At 73.2% G+C, this 20,058-nt stretch carries 15 protein-coding genes; 3 read left to right on the top strand and 12 right to left on the bottom strand.

Annotation, left to right across the window (positions count from 1 at the left end; all coding sequences use genetic code 11):
* Positions 1–42: 42 nt before the first annotated feature.
* Positions 43–1,455, top strand: a complete 1,413-nt coding sequence (locus Pdca_RS01500) for an APC family permease (RefSeq protein WP_085912011.1) — start codon at positions 43–45, stop codon at positions 1,453–1,455.
* Between the two features lie 333 nt (positions 1,456–1,788).
* Here the strand turns inward: Pdca_RS01500 and bar are convergent, their stop codons facing one another.
* From bar to Pdca_RS01440, 12 genes are all read right to left on the bottom strand, one after another.
* Complete coding sequence (bar, locus tag Pdca_RS01495; protein WP_085911882.1) at positions 1,789–2,892, bottom strand: barbiturase; 1,104 nt, start codon at positions 2,890–2,892, stop codon at positions 1,789–1,791.
* Between the two features lie 25 nt (positions 2,893–2,917).
* A complete protein-coding gene (locus tag Pdca_RS01490) occupies positions 2,918–3,853 on the bottom strand; it encodes a carbamate kinase (RefSeq protein WP_085911883.1) in 936 nt (311 codons plus the stop codon).
* Complete coding sequence (locus Pdca_RS01485; protein WP_197719890.1) at positions 3,850–4,536, bottom strand: SDR family oxidoreductase; 687 nt, start codon at positions 4,534–4,536, stop codon at positions 3,850–3,852. The genes Pdca_RS01490 and Pdca_RS01485 overlap by 4 nt, the downstream gene beginning before the upstream one ends.
* A 16-nt stretch (positions 4,537–4,552) precedes the next feature.
* Positions 4,553–6,487, bottom strand: coding sequence for a hydantoinase B/oxoprolinase family protein (locus Pdca_RS01480; protein ID WP_085911885.1), 1,935 nt, complete (start codon positions 6,485–6,487; stop codon positions 4,553–4,555).
* Entirely contained in the window at positions 6,484–8,577 is a 2,094-nt protein-coding gene (locus tag Pdca_RS01475) for a hydantoinase/oxoprolinase family protein (RefSeq protein ID WP_085911886.1), read from the bottom strand. The genes Pdca_RS01480 and Pdca_RS01475 overlap by 4 nt, the downstream gene beginning before the upstream one ends.
* Positions 8,578–8,817: 240 nt before the next feature.
* The gene (locus tag Pdca_RS01470) at positions 8,818–10,209 is read right to left on the bottom strand and encodes an amidase (protein WP_085911887.1); all 1,392 of its coding nucleotides are present in this window, start codon (positions 10,207–10,209) and stop codon (positions 8,818–8,820) included.
* A complete protein-coding gene (locus Pdca_RS01465) occupies positions 10,206–10,940 on the bottom strand; it encodes an SRPBCC family protein (RefSeq protein WP_085911888.1) in 735 nt (244 codons plus the stop codon). Before Pdca_RS01465 ends, Pdca_RS01470 begins: the two co-directional genes overlap by 4 nt.
* Positions 10,937–13,327, bottom strand: a complete 2,391-nt coding sequence (gene cutA / locus Pdca_RS01460; RefSeq protein ID WP_085911889.1) for an aerobic carbon-monoxide dehydrogenase large subunit — start codon at positions 13,325–13,327, stop codon at positions 10,937–10,939. The genes Pdca_RS01465 and cutA overlap by 4 nt, the downstream gene beginning before the upstream one ends.
* Positions 13,324–13,833, bottom strand: a complete 510-nt coding sequence (locus Pdca_RS01455; RefSeq protein WP_085911890.1) for a (2Fe-2S)-binding protein — start codon at positions 13,831–13,833, stop codon at positions 13,324–13,326. Before Pdca_RS01455 ends, cutA begins: the two co-directional genes overlap by 4 nt.
* Positions 13,830–14,654 (bottom strand): FAD binding domain-containing protein, encoded by an 825-nt coding sequence (locus Pdca_RS01450; RefSeq protein ID WP_085911891.1) that lies wholly within the window; start codon positions 14,652–14,654, stop codon positions 13,830–13,832. The genes Pdca_RS01455 and Pdca_RS01450 overlap by 4 nt, the downstream gene beginning before the upstream one ends.
* Positions 14,651–16,120, bottom strand: coding sequence for a uracil-xanthine permease family protein (locus Pdca_RS01445; protein WP_085912012.1), 1,470 nt, complete (start codon positions 16,118–16,120; stop codon positions 14,651–14,653). Before Pdca_RS01445 ends, Pdca_RS01450 begins: the two co-directional genes overlap by 4 nt.
* Positions 16,121–16,313: 193 nt before the next feature.
* The gene (locus Pdca_RS01440) at positions 16,314–17,585 is read right to left on the bottom strand and encodes a PucR family transcriptional regulator (protein WP_232021368.1); all 1,272 of its coding nucleotides are present in this window, start codon (positions 17,583–17,585) and stop codon (positions 16,314–16,316) included.
* Between the two features lie 77 nt (positions 17,586–17,662).
* Between Pdca_RS01440 and Pdca_RS01435 the strand changes: the two genes are divergently transcribed.
* Together Pdca_RS01435 and Pdca_RS01430 are read left to right on the top strand one after the other, a co-directional pair.
* Positions 17,663–18,646, top strand: a complete 984-nt coding sequence (locus Pdca_RS01435; RefSeq protein ID WP_085911893.1) for an oxamate carbamoyltransferase subunit AllH family protein — start codon at positions 17,663–17,665, stop codon at positions 18,644–18,646.
* Positions 18,643–20,058, top strand: coding sequence for an AllF/FdrA family protein (locus tag Pdca_RS01430; protein WP_085911894.1), 1,416 nt, complete (start codon positions 18,643–18,645; stop codon positions 20,056–20,058). The genes Pdca_RS01435 and Pdca_RS01430 overlap by 4 nt, the downstream gene beginning before the upstream one ends.

Genomic DNA, 20,058 nt, shown 5'->3' with positions numbered 1-20,058 from the left:
GTCGCGGAGGACGCCGGTCCACCGCGGGAGGGGGCGGGACCGATGGCCGAGGCCACCACGAGTGCCGGGGAGGACCCGCCCGCCCTGCGGCGGGTGATGGGCCCGAAGCTGCTGCTGCTGTTCATCATCGGCGACATCCTCGGCACCGGGATCTACGCCCTGGTCGGCCAGGTCGCCGAGGAGGTCGGCGGGGCGGCGTGGCTGCCGTTCCTGGTGGCCTTCGCGGTCGCGATGGTCACCGCGTTCTCCTATCTGGAGCTGGTCACCAAGTACCCGGCGGCCGCCGGCGCTGCGCTGTACGCGCACAAGGCCTTCGGCATCCACTTCCTGACCTTCATGGTCACCTTCGTGGTGATGTGCTCGGGGATCACCTCGGCGTCGACGGCGTCCCGGGCGTTCGCCTCGAACCTGAACGAGGGCTTCGGCCTGGACCTGGGCAACGGCGGGATCGTGCTGATCGCGCTGGCCTTCATGGTGCTGGTCGCCGCGGTCAACTTCCGCGGCGTCGGCGAGAGCGTGAAGGTCAACGTGGTGCTCACGCTGGTCGAGCTCTCCGGCCTGCTGCTGGTCATCCTGATCGGGGTGTTCGCGATCGCCGGCGGCAACGCCGACTGGGGGCGGGTGATCGCCTTCGACACCCCCGAGGACAAGGGCGTGTTCCTGGCGGTCACCTCGGCGACGTCGCTGGCGTTCTTCGCGATGGTCGGCTTCGAGGACTCGGTGAACATGGCCGAGGAGTGCCACGAACCGCGCCGGATCTTCCCGAAGATCATGATCACCGGCCTGACGATCACCGGGATCATCTACGTGCTGGTCGCGATCTGCGCCGTGGCGCTGGTTCCGGTCGGCCCGCTCGCCGCGAGCGAGACCCCGTTGGTCGAGGTGGTCCGGGCCGGCGCGCCGGGCATCCCGGCGGACGCGGTGCTGCCCTTCATCTCGATGTTCGCCGTCGCGAACTCGGCACTGATCAACATGCTGATGGCGTCCCGGCTGCTCTACGGCATGGCCAACCAGGCGGTACTGCCCAAACAGCTCGCCCGGGTGCACCCGTTCCGCCGCACCCCGTGGGTGGCGATCATCTTCACCACGCTGATCTCGTTCGCGCTGATCACCTACGTGTCGCTGGACGACGACTCCGACGTCGTGTCCGCGCTCGGCGGCACCACGTCGCTGCTGCTGCTCGCGGTGTTCACGATCGTCAACATCGCGGTGCTCGTGCTGCGCCGCGACCGGGTCGACGCCGATCACTTCCGTGCCCCGCCCGGCCTCCCGGTCGTCGGCGTGATCACCAGTGCGTACCTGGTGCTGCCGTTCTCGGGGCGGGACGCGATCCAGTACGAGCTGGCCGGCCTGCTGCTCCTGCTCGGCCTGGTCCTCTACGGCATCACGCTGCTGCTCAACCGCAGGCTGGGCGTGCGGACGAGCACTCTGGACCCCGCCGAGCTCGACGGCTGAGGGATCGGGAGGTGAGGTCGTCCGTATCCGCTCGCCAGGTGAGCGGATATCGGCGAACCGGACCCTCCCTGCTGCCGGGGGATGCACCGGGTCCGGCCGGCCCTCCTCAGACGGCCGGACCGCCCCTTTCCCGAAACCGCTCACCAAGTGAGCAATATCGGCGAACCGGACCCTCCCTGCTGCCGGGGTGTGCACCGGGTCCGGCCGGCCTTCCCCGGGCAGCCGCACCCACCCCCTACGAGGAACCGCTCACCAGATGAGCGGTTCCTCGTGGCAAGGGGTCCCAGGAGAAGCCCGGCCGGCCGGTGGCCCGGCGGCCGGCCCCGCCGGTGATCAGCCCAGGTCGACGATCGCGGCGACCGGGCCGCCGCCCTCCGGGCCCTGGTGCGCCGCGGAGACCGAGACGAACGCCGCCGGGTCACCGGTGACCGACGCGGTCACGCCGCCGACGCAGGCCTTGATCTGCCGGTGCCAGTGCACGTCGGAGTCGTCGAGCATGGCGTTGCGGCGGCCACGGACGGTGCCGTCCTGGGACGCCTCGCACTTGAGGAACACGTTGACCAGCCGGCCGTCCAGATCCGAGGTGTGCGCGCGCTCGGGCAGGTCCAGCCCGGCGTCGCGGATCGCGTTCCAGATGCCGTCGGCGTCGAGCGCGTCGGTCATCACCGAGTGCCCGATCCGGTAGCGGCCGCCGACCCCGCGCGCGTTCCCGACCACGACGACCTGCGCCCGGTCCAGCTCCACCCCGGACGAGCAGGACGCGACCGCCGAGTACAGCTCCCGGCTGTGCATCACGTCGTCGTCGGCCGGCATCTCGATCTCGCCGAGCGCGACGGCGACGCCGAGCGCGGTACAGCCGTTGGACAGGTCCATCGACTCGTGGGTGTGCTCGGTCCACACCGTCTTCCCGCGGGACTTGGCGTCGCGGATGGTGGAGATGGTGAGCAGCGGGGTCTTGGTCTGGACGTAGTGCACGTCGGCCGGGTCGGTGATGCCGGCCCGCTTCATCGCCGCCTGCACCGCGTCGGCCACCTTCGTGATCATCGGTGTGCGGCCGATGTCCTCCGGTGCGAGCTGCTCGCTCATCGCGAAGCCGACGGTCAGCCGCGGCTCCTCGGACGGCGTGACCTCCTCCGGCGGCACGGTCGCGAAGATCGTCGCGTGCGGGCTGAGCACCCCGTCGGTGCCGCCGGACCAGACGATCGGCACCTCGCGGACCTGCTCGGCCGGGGCGCCCTTCTCGATGAGCACCTCGCGGAACGCGCGATCGGCGATGATCCGGGTGTAGTCGTTCACCCCGCCGTTGCCCTCGGTCTTGCCGATGATCGCGACGACCCGTTCGGCCCGCAGCACACCCTGGTCGATCAGCGCCGCGAGCTCGCTCGCGTCGGCGACGGAGTGGATCGGGACCTTGCGTACCTCGATGGCGTCGGGCATGACGGCTCCTTCCGGTTGACGGATTTCAGTCGGGGACGACGACGGTCCCGGCCGCGCCGGCGGCGGCGTCCGGGAGATGATCGAGATCGGTGATGACGGCCCGGGTCCCGCCGGCCTCGACGAACCGGCAGGCCGCGTCGACCTTGGGGCCCATCGAGCCGCCGGCGAAATGGCCGCCGGCGGCGTGCGCACGCATCGCGCTCACCGCGACCACACCGAGCGGCTCCGCGTCCGGGGTGCCGAACCGCAGTACCGCCTGCGGCACGTCGGTGCCGATGACCAGCACGTCGGCCCGGACGGTGCGGGCGAGCAGCGCGGCACCGAGATCCTTGTCGATGACGGCCTCGACGCCGGTGAGCGATCCGTCCGGCGCACGGACGACCGGGATCCCCCCGCCACCGTTGGCGACGACGACGAAACCTGCGTCGACCAGCGCCCGGATCGCCGAGCCGTCGACGATCTCCAGCGGCTCGGGCGAGCCGACCACCCGGCGCCAGCCGCGCTCGCCGCGGTCCTCCCAGTGCTGGCCGTGCTCGACCAGCACCGCCGCCTCCGCGGCCGGGAGATAGCGCCCGATCGGCTTGCTGGGCCGGATCAGACCCGGATCGTCCCCGGCCACCACCGTACGGGTCACCACGGCGGCGCTGCGCCGGTCGATCCCGGCGCGGGTCAGCGCCGCGTCCAGCGCCGTGGTCAGGACGAACCCCAGCGTGCCCTGGGTCTGCGCGCCGCACCAGTCCAGCGGGACCGGCGGGACGACCGCCGCCGCCAGCTCGTTCTTCACCAGCAGGTTCCCGACCTGCGGGCCGTTGCCGTGGGTCAGCACCACCTCGGTGCCGGCCGCCAGCAGCCCGGCGACCGCACCCGCCGCCCGCCGCGCGGCGGCGACCTGGTCCTCGGGCCGGGCACGCCCGTCGGGCGCGGTCATCGCGTTGCCGCCCAGCGCCAGCAGCACCCTCATGACGCCCGCCCCAGCAGCGCGTCCAGGGTGCGTGTCCCAGCGGGCAGCCCGTGCGCGTCGTAGTAGCGGAACATCGCGTCGAACCAGGCACCGCGGCCGGACGGGCCGGGCACCCGCTCGGCGGTCGTCCCGGCCTCGGCGGCCAGCTGCGCGACGGTGCCGGTACGCGAGGCCAGCTCGTAGGTCGCGCCGTCGTGGCCGGGTTCGGTGAGCACCGTCGCGGCGACCGTGGCGACCTCGGCCAGATCCGCGAACCCGAACGGGGCGTGCACGTCATAGGGCACCCGGACCGGGCCGCCGAGGTCGAGATTCTGCAGGTAGGCGCCGGGCTGCAGGATCGTCCAGCGCAGCCCGGAGCGACGCACCAGATCCTCGGACCGGGCCTTGCCCAGGTGGTGCGGCATCGCCGGGACGTACGGCGACGCCACCGAGTGGTAGACGACCCGACCGACGCCGGCCGCCCGCAGCTCGTCGAGCAGGCCGGCGACGAGCGCGGGCTCGTCCGGGTGCATGTTGGGGGCGATCAGGTAGGCCGCGTCGCAACCGGCGGCCGCGTCACCGACCCGGTCGGCCCGGCCGAGCGGCACCGGTTCCGCACCGCGCTCGCGCAGCGCCGCCGCCACCGCCCGGCCGGTCACCCCGTTCCCCCCGGGGATCGCGACCCGCATCTCGGCGCCCGTCATCCCGGCGCCCCTCATCTCAGAGCCGGTCCACGTCGGCGTGCGCGGCGCCCGCCAGGGTGGCGTAGCCGGGCCCGCGGTCGAAGAACGCGTCGTCGGTCGGCGACCAGGCGGCGCGCCCGGCTCGCTCGGCGAGCGTGCCCGCGGCGTCGAACGCAAGCGTGTCGTCGTCGATCGAGCCGGTCAGCACGACGCCGTAGTCGGCCAGCGCGGACGCGGCGGAGACCTTGTGCCACAGCACGTCCCGCACGACGGCGGCGGGATCGCGGGCGAGCGGGTCGCCCCATCCCCCGCCACCGGTGGTGCGCACCCGGATGACCTCGCCCGCCGCGACGGGCTCGGCGTCGGCGAGCGCGTCGACCTCCCGCTCGTTCGGGCCGCCCGGGTCGATCACGACCTCGAACGGCCGGCCGGCCTTCCCGCCGCGCACCCCCCAGCAGGACAGGATCGAGCGGTCGGCGATGGACATGAAGTGCCCGTCGCGGAGCATCCGGATGTGCTTCTCGTAGCCGAGGCCGCCCCGGTACTCGCCCGCACCGCCGGAGTCGACGGCCAGTGACAGCGACTCGACGAGGAACGGGAACCGGGCCTCGGTGAACTCGGTCGGTAGGTTCCGCGAGTCCGGGACGACGTGGATGGTGTCCTCTCCGTCGGCGTAGTAGCGGCCGCCCGAGCCGCCGCCGAGCACCTCGCGCATGAGGTACGGGCGGCCGTCGACGTCCTCGCCGTACACCCCGGTGTAGCGGATCGTCTCCTGGTCGGCGGGCATCCGGCCGTCGACCGCCTTCGCGACGACCCCGGCAAGCACCCCGAGCAGCCGCAGGATGACGAACGTGCGGGCGTTCGTCGGGGCCGGGAACACCGGGGTGAGCAGCGTGCCGGGCGGCGGGAACCGCATCTCGATCAGCGGGACGATGCCCTCGTTGACGTCGAGCTCGGCCATCCGCTCCGGGGAGTCGGCCAGGTTGCGCAGGATCGGGGCGAGCCACTTCTTGAGGAAGACGCCGTCGGAGTAGTCGCCGCAGTGGTTGATCGGGCCCTTCGCCTGCGCGGACGTGCCGTCGAAGTCGATGATCAGGCGCTCGCCGTCCGGGTCGTCGGCGGCGGTGCGGGTCAGCGTGATCCGCTGGGTGTGCAGCCGGGGCGCGTCGACGCCGTCGTGCTCGGCGTAGTCCTCCCAGGTCCAGCTGCCGACCGGGATCCGGCCGAGGATCTCCCGGCGGTAGGTCTCGGTGGTGCGGGAGATGATCGCGTCGAAGCAGGACTCGACGGTCCGCACGCCATAGCGGTCGAACAGCTCACCGAGCCGGCGCGCACCCATCAGGCAGGCGGAGCACTCGGCGTCCAGGTCGGCCGAGAGCGACTCCGGCATCCGCGAGTTCCGGGTCATGATCGCCAGCGCGGCCCGGTTGGGGACGCCCGCGTCCCACAGCCGGATCGGCGGCACCATCAGCCCCTCGGAGAACACGCTGGTCGCGTTCGACGGCATCGAGCCGGGCACCGCGCCACCGATGTCGTCGTGGTGGCCGAACGCCTGCACGAACGCGACCACCCGGCGGTCGGAGTCCGGGCCGGCGAACACCGGCACGGTGACGCACAGGTCGGGCAGGTGCCCGATGCCGCCCTCGGAGCGGTAGACGTCGTTGTGGAAGAAGACGTCGCCCTCGCGCATCTCCTCGAGCGGGAACTCGCGGGCGATCGGGTGCACCAGCGCCGAGTAGGAGCGGCCGGTCAGCTTGCGCAGCCTGCGGTCGTGGATGCCGGCCCGGAAGTCGTGCGCGTCCCGGATCATCGGGCTGCGGCTGGTCCGGGCGATGGCGGTCTCGACCTCCATCTCGACGCTCGCCAGCGAGCCCTGGACGATCTCGACCAGCACCGGATCGGCACCGGCGCCCGCGTCGTCGGCGAGGGCACCGAACGGGAACTGGGTGGGGGCGCGACGGGAACCGGTCACGACTGGTCCTTCCGGGTCACGATGATGTTAAGGAACTCGTCGATCCGGGCGGCGAACCCCGGGTGCAGCGGGACGGTGGAACCGAACTCCTCGACGATCGCCGGGCCGTCGACACTCGCGCCGGGCACCAGATCGGTGCGCCGGTACACCGGGGTGTCGACGAAGCCGTCGGCCGCGTCGAAGCAGACCGGGCGCCGGGAGACCGCGGTGACCGACGCCGCCAGTGCCGCCGGATCGGTCACGAGCTCGTGCTTCGGGATCTCCGGGCGGCGGATCGGCCCGATCCCGGACACCCGCAGGTTGACCCACTCGACCTGCTGGTCGTCGTCCCCGGCGAAGTCGTAGCCGTAGAGCGCGCGGTGCGCGGCGTGGAACGCGGCGGCGACCTCGTCCAGGGTGGCGGCGGTGACCGGGCCGTCCGGCACCGGGACGCGCACCTCGAACGCCTGGCCGAAGTAGCGCAGGTCGGCGGAGCGGACGAAGCCGTGCTGCGCGGCGCCGAAGCCCTCCCGGGTCAGCGCGGCGGCCGCCTGCCCGGTCAGCTCGTCGACGATCCGGGCGACGTCGGCCGGATCCAGCCGGTCGGCGAGCGCGACGTGCGTCTGCACGTAGTCGTTCTTGACGTCGACGGTGAGCAGGCCGAACGCGGAGACGTTGCCCGGGTTCGGCGGCACCAGCACGGTCGGCACGCCGAGCACGTCGACCAGCCGGCACAGCAGCAGCGAGCCCGAGCCGCCGAACGTGGTGAGCGCGAAGTCCCGCACGTCCAGTCCGCGTTTCACGGTGACCTGGCGCAGCGCGTTCGCCTGGTTCCAGGCGGAGATCTCCAGGATGCCGGTGGCGCACGCCTCCGGGGACAGCTCCAGCTCCTTGGCGAGGCGCTCGATGCCGGCGCGGGCAGCCTCGACGTCCAGCGGGATCTCGCCGCCGAGCAGGTGCGGCGGGATCCGCCCGAGGAACACGTGCGCGTCGGTGATGGTGACGTCGGTGCCGCCGCGGCCGTAGCAGAGCGGGCCCGGATCGGCGCCCGCCGAGTGCGGGCCGACCTTGAGGGTCCCCTCCGGGGAGATCCAGGCGATCGAGCCGCCACCGGCGCCGACGGTGACGACGTCGATCATCGGGATCTTGGACGGGAACCGCCCGACGGTGCCCTCGGTGGTCAGCGTCGGCTCACCACCGACCACCACCGAGACGTCGGTGGAGGTGCCGCCGCCGTCGGAGGTCAGCACCTTGTCGAAGCCCGCCTCGCTGGCGATCAGTCCGGCGCCGAGCGCGCCCGCCGCCGGCCCGGAGAGGACGGTGGTGATCGGCTGGTGCACGACCTCGTCGGCGGAGAGCACGCCGCCGTTGGACTTCATCACGTAGAACGGGATCTCACGGTCGTCGTACGCGGTGAGCCGGTTCTTGATGTTCGAGACGTAGGCCGAGAGCCGGGGCTTGACCGCGGCGTCGACGAGCACGGTGGTGGCCCGCTCGAACTCGCGGTACTCGCGCAGCACCTGGCTGGACAGCGACACCACGGCGCGCGGGTGCTCCTCGGCGAGGATCTCGCGCATCCGCTCCTCGTGCGTCGGGTCGGCGTAGGCGTGCAGGAAGCAGACGCCGAGGGTGTCGACGTCGTGATCGCGGAACCAGCGGGCGACCGCGCGGGCACCGTCCTCGTCGAACGGGCGCACCTGCGCGCCGGTGTGGTCGAGCCGTCCCTCGACGCCCTTCACCAGGTCACGGGGAACGATCCGGTTCGGCTTGACCCAGAAGTAGGAGTTGCCGTAGCCGTCCGGGACGGACTGCCGGGCGATCTCCAGCATGGCCTCGTAGCCGGCGGTGGTGATGAAACCGAGCCGGCCGACCTTGCCCTCGAGCAGCTGGTTGGTCGCGACGGTGGTGCCGTGGCTGACCGCCTCGATCTGCGATCCCTCCGAGCCGAGCAGCTCCAGGACCTTGTCGATCCCGGCCAGGAAGCCGTCGGCCGGATTGGCCGGGGTGGAGGGTGTCTTGGTGGTGACGAGCTCGCCGGTCTGCTCGTCGAAGGCGACGACGTCGGTGAACGTGCCACCGGTGTCGATGCCGATCCGGATCCGCCGGGTCATGGGACTCCTCCCGCTCACGCGTCGCTGGATGAGATTCAACCGGCCGTCGCGCCGGGCTGACATGGCAACCAATGCCGAAGAACCACCGATCAACTGACAGGTTCTGCCGATGGTCGCGCGGCGCTGCCGTTCAAGATCCGCGTCTTGGGAGCGGAGGTGTTCCCCAGGTACTCGTACACTCCCAAGACGCGGATCTTGGTCGGGCGGGAGCCCCGGGATGTCGGGCGGGAGCCCCCGGCATCAGCCGGCCAGTGCCTCGACGGCGGCCGCGACCTCCAGCAGGTACCGGTCGCCGCCGTGCCGGGTGACGATCTGGATGCCGACCGGGAGCCCGTCGGGGGTCGTGCCGAACGGCACCGAGATCGCCGGGCAGCCGGTGACCGTGATCAGGTACGCCGAGCGCATCCAGTCCAGGTAGGACTCCATCGGACGGCCGTCGATCTCGGTCGGGAACTCCTGGTCGGCCGGGAACGGCGGCACCTGCGACACCGGCAGCACCAGCACGTCGTGATCGGTGAAGTACTCCCGCATCCGCTGCGCCAGCGCGGTCCGCTGCCGGTAGGCGAGCGCGACGTCGGCACCGGTCAGCGACTCGCCGGCCCGGATGTTCGCGGCGAGCGATGCCTTGAGGCCGTCCGGGTGCGCCGCGAGCAGCTCACCGAACCTGGCCTGGAAGTGCCAGGCGCGCAACGTCCGGAAGCACTCGTCGGCACCGGACAGGTCCGGCGCGGCGGCGGTGACCGACGCGCCCGCCCCGGCCAGCGCCGTCCCGGCCGCCTCGACGACGGCCGCCACCGCGGGATCGACCGCGAACGCGCCGCCCAGGTCGGTCGAGAGCGCCACCCGCAGCCCGCCGAGCGGCACCGGCACCGGCGGCGGCGCGAACACCGATCCCGGGTCGCCGAGCGCGTGCGGCGCCCGCGGATCGGGCCCGGCCAGCACCGACAGCAGCAGCGCGAGATCACCGACGGTGCGGGCCATCGGGCCACCGGTCGACGTCGTCTCCCACATGTTCTGCGACGGCCACTCCGGCACCCGCCCCCAGGACGGCCGCAACCCGACCACCCCGCAGAACGACGCCGGATTGCGCAGCGAACCGCCCATGTCCGAGCCGTCCGCGAGCGGCACCATCCCGGCGGCCAGTGCGCAGGCGGCGCCACCGGAGGAGCCGCCCGCGGACCGGGACGGGTCGTGCGGGTTGCGGGTCGTCCCGAACACCGGGTTGAACGTGTGCGAGCCGGCCGCGAACTCCGGCACGTTGGTCTTGCCGATCGGCACCGCCCCGGCCAGCCGGATCCGCTCGACGATCAGGTCGTCGGTGTCCGGGACGTGCTCGGCGTAGAGCGGCGATCCGTAGGTGGTGCGCCAGCCGGCGGCGGCGTGCGTGTCCTTGAAGGCGAACGGCAGCCCGTGCAGCGGCCCGATCCCGGCGCCGGCGGCGAGCCGCTCGTCGGCGGCCGCCGCGCCGGCCATGGCGCGGTCGGGATCCAGCGACACGATCGCGGTGAGCTCCGGGTTCCGCTCGGCGATCCGGTCCAGGTGCAGGCCGGTCAGCTCGCGGGCGGAGATCTCCTTCGCGCGCAGCGCGGCGGCCTGCTCACGAGCGGTCGAGTCGACCGACAGCCCGCTCACCGGCGCCGTCCGATCACGGCGCCGACCAGCACGCCGAGCAGCGCCACCGCGGCGCCGACCCCGACGCCCCTGGTGAAGTCACCGGACCCGGAGCCTCCCGGGCCCGGGTCGCTCCCGCCCGGCGCGGTGAACACCCCCACCGGGGCGGCGACCCCGGGGCCGCTCACGCGGCCGGTGCCCCCGGGGCCGCCCGCGAGCACCGGGTCCGCCGCGGCCACCGGCAGCGGGCCGCCGAGCGCTGCGTCCGCGATGCCACCGGGTGCCGCAGCGCCGCCGGGACCGGGCGCGCCCGGCGCGGACAGGGCCGCGCCGACGTTGCCGAAGAATTCCGCCGCCATCCGCTTCGACACGCTCGACAGCATCCGCTGCCCGACCCCGCCGACCATCCCGCCGACGGTCGCGTCGGCGGCGTAGGAGATCCGGGTGCCGGCGTCGCCGAGATCGTCGAACCCGACGTCGACGACGGCGTCGACCGTCCCCGGCCCGCCGGACCCGCGCAGCGTCATCACCAGCGACTCGTGCTCCTTCAGGTCCGACAGCGCGCAGCTGCCGGCGTAGGTGCCCTTGATCGCCGCGACGCCCGCGGTGACCGTCATCGCGTAGGCGTTCTCACCGGTGGCCTCCAGCTTCTCGCAGCCGGGGATCGTCGTGACCAGCACCCGCGGATCGAGCAGCGCCGACCAGACGTGCTCGACCGGGTGCGGGACGACGTCGGTTCCGCTGATCTTCATGGGCGGTGCTCCTCGCGCAGGGTGTGCAGGTCGGACGGCGAGATCGGCATCGCGGTGATCGGGAAGCCCTCGGCGTCGGAGATCGCCGCCGCGATCACCGCGGACACCGGGATCACCCCGGCCTCACCGGCGCCCTTGATCCCGAGCGGGTTCAGCGGCGACGGCGTCTCCAGGTGGTCGATGTCGATCGCATCCGGGATCTCGCTGACGTAGGGCATCAGGAAGTCCATGAACGAGGCGTTGAGCAGCTGGCCGGAGTCGTCGTAGGCCATCCGCTCGTACAGCGCGCCGCCGATGCCCTGGGCGACGCCGCCGTGGATCTGCCCCTCGACCACCATCGGGTTGATCAGGTTCCCGCAGTCGTGCACCACGGCGTAGCGCAGGATCCGGATCTCCGCGGTGTCCGGGTCGGTCTCCACGATCGCCGCGTGCATGCCCGACGCGAACGTGGCGTGCTCCGGGCTGTAGAAGTCGGTGCCCTCCAGGCCTGGCTGATCGCCCTCGGCGACCGGCGGCTGCTCGGAGTCCCCGACGGAGAACTGGGTGGCCGCCTTGGACGCCTCGTCGAAGGCGTAGCGCAGCGGATTGGACAGCACCGACAGCGTCCCGAGCGGGATCGACCGGTCGGTGCCGCGCACGCCGACGATCCCGTCGACGATCTCCAGGTCGTCGACCGACGCCTCCAGGGCGTCCGCGGCGAGGCGCAGCGCCTTCTCCCTGGTCCGCCGGGCCGCCTTGTGGATCGCCGAGCCGGACATCACCGCGGCCCGGGACGCGAACGTCCCGACCGCGTACGGCATCCGGCGGGTGTCCCCGGTGACCACCTCGACGTCGTCGAAGCGGACCCCCAGCTCGTCGGCGACGATCTGCGCGAACGCCGTCTGATGACTCTGCCCCTGGGTGGTCAGGCCGGTCGCGACCTTCACCTTCCCGGTGGTCTCGACGTGCACGTGCGCGCCCTCGTACGGCCCGACGCCGGTGCCCTCGACGTAACAGGCCAACCCGATGCCGACGGTGCGGCCCTGCTCGGCGCAGGCCCGCCGGAACTCGGCGAAGCCGTCCCAGTCGATCAGCTTGCGCAGCTTGTCCAGCGACGCCGGATAGTCACCGGAGTCGTACTCCAGCGCCCTGCCGTCCTGGAAGACGAGGCCGTGGTCGTAGGGGAACTCGTCGGGGCGGATGAAGTTCACCGCCCGCACCTCGGTGCGGTCACGGCCCAGGTACGCAGCGATCGCGTCCATCGTGCGCTCCATCGCGAAGCAGCCCTGCGGACGGCCGGCGCCGCGGTACGGCGTCACGATCACGGTGTTGGTGTACAGCGACTCGAACACCACCCGGTAGGCGCCCGGCTTGTACGGGCCGAGCAGCTGGGTGGAGGTGATGATCGGGACGATCAACCCGTACGGCGTGTAGGCGCCGTGGTCGTGCCAGAACTCGACGTCCAGGCCGAGCAGCCGGCCGTCGTCGTCGAACCCGACCTCGATGTGCTGGGTCTGGCCGCGCTCGTGCGCCGAGGACACGAAGTGCTCGCGGCGGTCCTCGGTGAACTTGACCGGCCGGTCCAGCGCGCGGGCCGCCATCGGCACCAGCAGCTCCTCCGGCCACGGGTGGACGATCTTGACCCCGAAGCCGCCGCCGACGTCCGGGGTGATCACGTCGACCCGGCCGATGTCCAGGCCGAGCTTCGCCGCGACGGCGGCTCGCACGCCGGTCGAGGTCTGGGTGGACGACCACAGGACCAGCCGATCGGAGTCGTGGTCCCAGCGGGCCACCGTGCCGCGGCCCTCCAACGGCATGCAGGCGCTGCGCTCGATCTCCAGGTCCAGCGCGAGCCGGTGCGGGGCGGCGGCGATCGCGGCCGGGGCGTCCCCGACGGTCTGCTCCAGGCGGGCGCCGACGTTGCCCGGGACGTCGTCGTGCACCAGCCGGTCCGCGGCCCGGGCGGCGTCCAGCCCGACGACGGCGGGCAGTACCTCGTAGTCGACGACGATCCGGTTCACCGCGTCCTCGGCGAGGTAGCGGTCCTCGGCGACGACGAACGCGATGGCCTCGCCGACGTGGTTCACCTCGTCGCGGGCCAGCGCGTACTGGGTGCGGCCGTGGGTCAGGGCAGGATGCGGGATGAGCACCGGCAGCGGCTCGGCCATCGGGCCGCTCAGGTCGTCGTAGGTGTAGACGGCGTGTACCCCGTCGACGTCGAGCACCCCGGACACGTCGATGTCGAGGATCCGGGCGTGCGCGTGCGGGGAACGCAGCACGGCCGCGTGCAGCACCGCGGGCCCGGCTCCCGGGCCGGCCAGGATGTCGTCGACGTAGCGGCCCTCGCCGTGCAGGAACCGGCGGTCCTCGACCCGCTGCACGGGCTGGCCCATCAGCTTCGTGGTCATCGGGCCGGCTCCTGGGCGGACTCCAACTCGGCCGCACGCTCCACCGCTCGCACGATGTTCTGGTAGCCGGTACATCGGCAGAGGTTCCCGGCGATCATCTCCCGGGCGGCGTCCCTGGTCGGGCAGGGATCGCGGCGCAGACCGGCGGTGACGGTCGTCAGGAAGCCGGGGGTGCAGAACCCGCACTGCAGCCCGTGGCACTCGGCGAACGCGCGTTGCACCGCGTTCGGCTCACCGTCCGGCCCGGCGAGCCCCTCGACCGTGGTGATCTCGTGCGCGGTGGCGGCGACCGCCAGCAGCAGGCAGGCCCGGACCGGTTCGCCGTCGGCCAGGATCGTGCAGGAGCCGCACACGCCGTGCTCGCAGCCGACGTGCGTGCCGGTGAGCCCCAGGTCGTGCCGCAGCGCGTCGGACAGCAGCCGCCGGGCCGGGACCCGCAGCTCGTACGTCACCCCGTTCACCCGCAGCCGGATCTCGTGCCGGGTCTCGCGCCGGATCTCGTTCATGGCGTCCCTCCCTGGGCGTTCGCGGTCGCGGCGGCCACGACCCGGTCGGTCAGCACCCGGACCAGGGTCCGCCGGTAGGCCGCCGTGGCATGGATGTCACCGGTCGGATCGAGCTGCTCGAGCGCGGCCTCGGCCCGGTCGGCGGCCGGCACCCCGGTGAGGTCGACGACCGTGGGCACGTCGCTCACCGACAGGTAACCCACCCGGATCCGCTCCCCCTCGACCAGCGCGGCCGCGCCGACCAGCGCGTAGTCGCCGTGCCGGCGGGCGATCTCGTCGAAGGCGACCCCGGCACCGGGGGGCAGCGCCGGGAAGAACGCCGAGAGCGCGATCTCGTCCGGCGCCACCGACGACTCCAGCGGGCCGACGAACAGCTCCGACGCCGCGATCGTGCGCCGGCCGGCGGGCCCGGAGACCTCGATCGACCCGCCGAGCAGGCTCAGCACCACCGGCATCTCGGCGGCGGAGTCCGCGTGCACCAGCGAGCCGACCGTCGTCCCGCGGTTGCGGACGGTGGCGTGCGCGACGTGCGCCAGCGCCATCGGGACCAGCGGCTGGACCCGGGCCACCTCGGGCGATTCCAGCACCGCGGTGTGCCGGGCCAGCGCGCCCACCTGTACGCCGCCGGACGTCACGGTGATCGCGTCCAGCCCGGGCAGGCCGTTGATGTCGACCACCAGTGACGGCGACGCGAGCCGCATCGACAGCAGCGGGACCAGGCTCTGGCCGCCGGCCATCACCTTGCTCTCCGGCGCGGCGAGCGCGGCGACGGCGTCGGCCAGCCGATCGGGACGGACGTAGTCGAAGGGCGCAGGTTTCACGGCTTCCTCCCGTCCTCCTCGTCCTGCCCCGACACCCCTGACACCTCGGACGCCCCTGACACCTGGGACGCCTCCGACACCTCTGACACGTCGGTCTCCATCCGGCCGGCGGGGACGCCCTCGGCGGGGGCCCCGGAGCCCGCCCGGCGGTCGCGCAGCGCGACGGCGTGGAAGTAGATGATCACCAGGATCGTGCCGAGCGCGATCCCGCCGATCTCGAAGCCGCCGCCGAGATCCAGGGCGACGCCGCCGATGCCGGCGACCATGCCCGCCGCGAGCCCCACCAGGTTGCGCGGCTCACCGAAGTCGATGCCGTTCTCCACCCAGATCTTGGCCCCGACCAGCGAGATCATCCCGTAGAGGACGAGCGTGATCCCGCCCAGCACCCCGCCGGGGATCGCTGCGACCAGCACCCCGAACTTCGGGCACAGGCCGAGCAGGATCGCGACGCCCGCCGCGACGTAGTACGCCGCGGTGGAGTACACCCTGGTCGCGCTCATCACGCCGATGTTCTCGGCGTAGGTGGTCGTCGGCGAGCCGCCGAACATGCTGGCCAGCGCGGTCGCGGCACCGTCGGCGCCGAGTGCGCGGCCCATGTAGGGGTCGAGATCGTCGCCGGTCATCTCGGCGACCGCCTTGACGTGCCCCAGGTTCTCCGCGATCAGCGCGATCACGCCGGGCAGCACCAGCAGCACGAACACCAGCGAGACGTTCGGGCCGTGCACGGCCGCGACGCCGTCGTCCAGGGTGCCGCTGGGCAGCCCGATCCAGGGGGCCTCGGCGAGCCCGTCGAAGCCGACCCGCAGGTGCGGCTCCGGGGTGCAACCGTCGCCGCCGCAGGAGGTGATCGGGCCGAACAGGATGTCGGACAGGTAGGAGATCACGAAGCCGAACACCAGCGCGAGGAACACCGCGATCCGTCCCCAGAAGCCGGGGAACAGCACCGCGGCGAGCACCAGGAACGTCGCGGTGAGCAGCGCCGTCCACTGGTCGACCGGCCAGTAGACCGACGCCACGACCGGGGCGAGGTTGAACCCGATCAGCATGACGACGGCGCCGGTCACCGCGGGCGGCAGCACCGCGTGCACCATCTTCGGCCCGGCGAAGTGCACGAAGACGCCGACCGCGAGCAGCACCAGACCGGCGACCATGATCGCGCCGGTGACGTCGGCCGAGTCGCCGCCCATCGCCCGGATCGCGGCGACGCCACCGACGAACGCGGCGCTCGTGCCGAGGTAGCTGGGGACCCGGTTCTTGCAGACGACCAGGAACAGGATCGTGCAGAGCCCGGAGAAGAGGATGGCGAGGTTCGGGTCGAGCCCCATCACCACCGGGAACACGAAGGTGGCGCCGAACATGGCGACCACGTGCTGGATCCCCAGCCCGGCGGTCTTCCCCCACGGGAGCCGCTGGCGGGCTCCGACCGGCTCACCGGGTGCGGGATCGACCACCTCCCACTTGAACATCGACATGATGATCCCTCCGGTCCGGTGCCTCGCGACCCGACTCAAGCTAATGAGACCCAGGTCGCACCTCGACGGCGATCCTTGCCGATCGTCCGCCGGATCCGCTGGCACGAATTGATGACGCGAACACTCTCGTCCCATGCGTTGCCGTGCAGGTTTCCGTCAGATGTCCGAGACGTCGCGCCCGGGGGCCTCAGTTCTCGATCTTGCGGGCCTGCAGCGCCACCGCCACGTCGAGGCGCAGGTTCGGGTCCGTCGACAGCGGCCCGAGGAGCCGTTCCAGCTTCGACACCCGATAGCGCATCGTGTTGTAGTGGAAGAACTGCAGCCGGGCTGCCTCGGCCACGTTGAAGTTGGTGTCGAGCAGGATCTGCAGCGTCTCCCGCAGCTCGGCCGCCTCCGCCGTCGGCTCGGCGAGCGGCCCGAGCGCGTCCCGCACGAACGAGCGCAGCTCACCGGGATCGGGGATCAGCGCGATCAACCGGTGCAGGCCCAGCTGGTCGAAGAACGTGGTGTTGCCCCCGCCCCCGATCCGGCGGCCCACCTCGACCGCGCGCCGCGCCTGCCCGTAGGCCCCGGGCAGGGCGTCGACGTCGGCGGCGATCCGGCTGACCCCGGCCGAGAACTGCCGGCGGCCGCCGCCCTTGTCCCCGGCCACCGCGGTGACCGCCCGCCGGACGATCTCCCGCCCGACCGGCCCGGCGTCGCGATCCGCGGCCACCGGCAGCAGGGTGACCACCTCCGAGGAGAAGTCGACGGTCGGGATCCCGTCCCCCAGGCCGGCGCAGACCTGCCGCCAGGCGGCGGAGAACCGCTTCTGCCAGGCCCTGCGCTGCTCGCCGGACACCGGCTCGTCGATCGGGTCCAGCTCCGCCGACACCACCACCATCGGGCGCCGCAGGTCCCAGCCGAAGGTGTCGGCGTGCTCGGCGACGTAGGCGGCATCGGCCGTGCGGCGCAGCAGCAGGTCGCGCAGGAAGTCGCCCTGGTACTTCGTCTCGACCGCGGTCACCGCCTCCTCCCGGACGATCAGCAACGCGGCGACCGCGGCAGCCCGCTCCAGCGCCCGCACGTCGTCCGGGGCGAGCCGGGCCCCCTGACGCAGGCACACCAGGCGCGCCAGGTTCGTGCCGCCGGCGGCGACCCGCAGCGTGCGGGCCTCGCCGCCGGCGACCGCGACCCCGTCGGCGCCCATCCGCTCGACCCGCAGCCGCCCGGTCGGGTCGACGAGATCCTGCTCCGCGAGCAGCGTGCGCAGCTCGTCGGAGAGCGCGGAGGCGCGCTCGCGGCCGTCGGTCGAGGTGAAGGCGATCCCGACGTCGAGGACCCGGCCGACCTCGGCGGCGATGCCCTCGAGATCCCCGCCCTCGAGGGCGATCTGGGTCAGCCCGGTGTGCAGGGCGTCGACCCTGGCGAGTGCGGCCCGCGCCGGTAGCTCCGGGTCCGAACCATCGCGCTTGAGCAAGAGTTGCCCTCCCTCGGGGCCGAAGGTGGCACAAGTTAACATCGGATCGCGGGATTGCCCAGGCTAGCGTCGGCGTCGTGATCGCCGTCAGCGCTCCCGTCCGGGTCCGGGACCGGCTCCTGGCGGCCGCCGACGGCCCGGTCCGGATCGTGCACCGCGGGCGGGACGCCGTGTACGCCGCGCTCGGCGAGGAGTGCGTCGGGATCACCGCGCGCGACGCGGTTGCCGTCCCGTGTGCGCTGCACACCCGGCTCGGACGGCTCGATGTGCGCGCGGTGGAGCTGCGCGGCGGGGTCCTGCATGTCGACGGCGAGCCGCTGCGGATCCGGCGGTTCACCGACACTCGCGTCCCGCAGCTCCCGGCCGGGGGTCTCGCGCCGGGGTCCTGCTCGGCGCAGCCCGGCTCGGCACAGCCCAGCTCGGCACAGCCCAGCTCGGTGAGGTCCAGCTCGGTGGGGTCCAGCTCGGTGGGGTCCAGCTCGGTGGGGTCCAGCTCGGTGGGGACCGGCTCGATTCCGCGGCCCGGCTCGATTCCGCGGCCCGGCTCGGCGGGGAGCGACCCGATGGTGGAGACCGGTTCGATGGCAGGGCCCGGCTCGGTGGCGGGGCCCGGCCGGGTGTGCCCGTCGACGGTGCCGGACCTCGTCGGACGTGGCGACGGGCTCACCCCGCTCGGCGACGACGTCCTCTGCGGCTGGCTGGCCCTGCACCGCGCCGCCGGTGCGGCCACCCCGGCGGTCGACGCCGCCGTCCGCGCCCACCTGCACCGCACCACGCTGCTGTCCGCGACGCTGCTGCGCTGCGCCCTCGACGGCCAGGTCGTGCCGCAGTTCGCGGCCTTCGTCGCCGCGCTCGGATCGCCGGCCGAGCTGCGCGCGACCGCTGCGCTCACCGCCGTCGGGCACACCTCCGGTGCCGGGATGCTGCACGGCGCCCGGCTCGCACTGGCGGATCTGCGCCGGCACCGCCGGGACCACGGCGAGACGCCGGGCGACCGGCACCACCTGCACCACAAAGACCAGCACCGGGACCACCAGCACCGTGAAGGGGCCGCTGCATGACCACGCACGTCGAGGTACGACCCGGCGCCTATGCCGACTCGGTCACCCTGCTCCGGGTCAGCCGCACCGCGGCGGGCCTGGACGGTGTGACCGCCGCGCAGGTCGCGATGGCGACACCGCTGAACGTCGACGTCCTCACCGGGATGGGCTTCGAGGTCCCGGCCGCGGCCGGCCCGAACGACCTGGTCGTGGCCCTGCGCCTGACCGACGACGCGGCGCTGCCCGCGGCACTGGCCGGGGTGGACACCGCGCTCGCCGAGGCGAACCGGCCCGCCGCAGGCGGGGACACCACCCTCGCCGCGCCGCGGACCACCGGTTCGGCGCTGGACCGGGCGCCCGCACCGATCGCGCTGATCTCGGTGCCCGGTCCGAACGCGACCGTCGAGGCGATGGACGCCGTCGAGGCCGGCAGCGACGTGCTGATCTTCAGCGACAACGTGCCGGTCGACCAGGAGGTCGCGCTGAAGCGGGCCGCCGCCGAGCGGTCGGTGCTGGTGATGGGCCCGGACTGCGGGACGGCCGTCGTGCACGGTCTGGGTCTGGGGTTCGCGAACACCGTGGAGCCCGGGCCGGTCGGGATCGTCGCCGCGTCCGGCACCGGTTGCCAGCAGCTGCTCGCGCTGCTCGATCACGCCGGTGTCGGGGTGACGTCGGCGCTGGGTGTCGGCGGACGGGACCTGTCGGCAGAGGTGCGCGGGCTCGCGACCCGCGAGGCGCTGCGCAGGCTCGACGCGGATCCCGCGGTCGAGCTGATCGTGCTGGTGTCCAAGCCGCCCGCCGACGACGTCGCCGCCGAGATCCGTGAGCTGGCGGACGGACTGGGTACCCCGGTCGAGTTCGCCCTGCTCGGGGCGGGGCGGCCGGATCTGACCGGGGCCGCCGAGGCGGTGCTCGCCCGGCTCGGCAGGCCGGTGCCGGACTGGCCGGTGCACGGTTCCACCCGGGCCGCGACCGGCGGCCGGTACCTGCGTGGCCTGTTCGCCGGTGGCACGCTGGCCACCGAGGCGGCCACGATCGCCGCCGGGGCCCCCTCGGCGGGCCACACCTTCGTCGACTTCGGCGACGACGCCTACACCACCGGCCGCGCCCACCCGATGATCGATCCGACGTTGCGGCTGGAGCATCTGCGCGCGGCGCTGGCCGATCCGGACACCGGCGTCGTACTGCTCGACGTGGTGCTCGGGCACGGCGCCGAGCCCGATCCGGCCGCGACTCTCGCCCCGGTGCTGGCCGGCGCCCGGCCACCGGTGGTCGTGACCGTCGTCGGCACCGCCGCCGATCCGCAGGACCTGCACCGCCAGATCGGCACGCTGGTCGCGGCGGGCTCCGAGGTCCACCTGTCCCAGGCCCGCGCCACCCGCCGGGCCCTCGAGCTGCTCGGCGAGCAGGCACCGATCGGAGCGGCCCAGTGA

The organism is Pseudonocardia autotrophica, assembly GCF_003945385.1.
Lineage (GTDB): Bacteria > Actinomycetota > Actinomycetes > Mycobacteriales > Pseudonocardiaceae > Pseudonocardia > Pseudonocardia autotrophica.
Note: the sequence above shows the minus strand (reverse complement) of the source record. Positions and strands in the feature narration are given on the sequence as shown.